Consider the following 1,329-nt stretch of genomic DNA (forward strand, 5'->3'; position numbering starts at 1 on the left):
GTCCTCTCTCGGCTGTTCCGGCGCCTGCTTCTGAAAACTGAAAGTACTGCAAGGTGGGATGGAATTAGCGTGATTACCATGCGTCCTTGCGTCCTCAACTCTATCTGATTTGGTAGCTGTCCCAGCGATGTATTTTGTTCATTCCGAGAGTACGGCCCAGTTCTTTGCTCGCCGGCGAAGCTCGATCGCACAGAAGCGTCGCATACTCCTGTCCAAGCGAAGAATTGCGCCCTTACAAAGCGCCACATTGAGGAAATTCGACCAAGGAATCCCGTACTGTTTCGCAGAAATCCTCGGCAGCCATCAAAAGCTCTTGGCTGAGCAAGGAGTTCACGCGTTTTGGCCAAATCATCTGGAGGGCTAGGTATGAAGAGAAAAAGACAAGGGTTCGGTGGGAAGATCGAGCAAATCTACTACGTTCGACTGGAGGCCGGAGAGGACTTTCTTCCAGCCCTTTGGGACATTTGTGAAGAATACGATATCCAGACCGGAATTCTTATGTCTGCATCTGGTTCAATGAGCAAAGTGAGGCTGATGCGGATTTCCAACGAGCCACGCAAAGACAACTGGGGCGTGGATTTCGTTGAGATCCCAGGTCCTCTTCAGATGATAACGCATGGTCTCATCGGTAAGGGCTGGGTTCCGGACAACTTGCCGCCCACGCCGGAGTTTCTCCGTGGCTATGCCGACACAGGCTTCGGTGCTGCAGGTTTTGAGGGGCACGGGACACCCTATGCCCGCATTTACGCTACGGTGACGGGGGTCTCCGGGACAGTCTGTGGGCACCTCTTGCAGGGCTCACCGATTGGGGGCATCAATTGGGATGGGCGAACAAGTGTGCCCTCGCACTGGTCTGTCGCTATCGCCAAAGTCTCGGGGGTCGTCTTAAAGTGCACCTACGACAAGACGGGCTTGTATCATGACATCGTGCCGGCATAAACGGCACCGCTGAAAAGAGACACGCGTAGTCTTCGGCGGTGATCACCAGCCGTACGCGGAGGACCTACGCCGTGACCAACGGCCATTTGAACACGATGCCGGTCATACTCGCTGGGAGATGCTCGCGATTTGTGCCGAACCACAAAGAACTACTCTTCACCGACATTGTCGCCATATGCCGCTAGTCTTCCTGGGCACAACGGTGAGTCATGAACCTCCGAATTGATGGACACCTGTAGTAGGCTCGAGGAGCCAGGAGGTGTCGAATGGAAGGACGTCAACGTCGGTCGTTTACGGAGCAGCGAGGGGCCCGGCTGGAGCCGACGGCGGCGAGGCGGCGCCCCACAACGCAGGCGACGCTGCCGTCGGCGGACCACGCGGCAGAGATGG

At 56.2% G+C, this 1,329-nt stretch carries 1 protein-coding gene; it reads left to right on the forward strand.

From position 1 onward, the window contains the following. The first annotated feature begins 366 nt into the window (after positions 1-366). Positions 367-939 (forward strand): PCC domain-containing protein, encoded by a 573-nt coding sequence (locus GA0061098_RS43425; RefSeq protein WP_091968265.1) that lies wholly within the window; start codon positions 367-369, stop codon positions 937-939. The last annotated feature ends 390 nt before the right edge of the window (positions 940-1,329 follow it).

The organism is Bradyrhizobium shewense (assembly GCF_900094605.1).
Lineage (GTDB): Bacteria > Pseudomonadota > Alphaproteobacteria > Rhizobiales > Xanthobacteraceae > Bradyrhizobium > Bradyrhizobium shewense.

Bases quoted from the DNA above. Each gene is read 5' to 3' on its own strand.
- GA0061098_RS43425 (WP_091968265.1), top strand. From the start codon at position 367: ATGAAGAGAAAAAGACAAGGGTTCGGTGGGAAGATCGAGCAAATCTAC.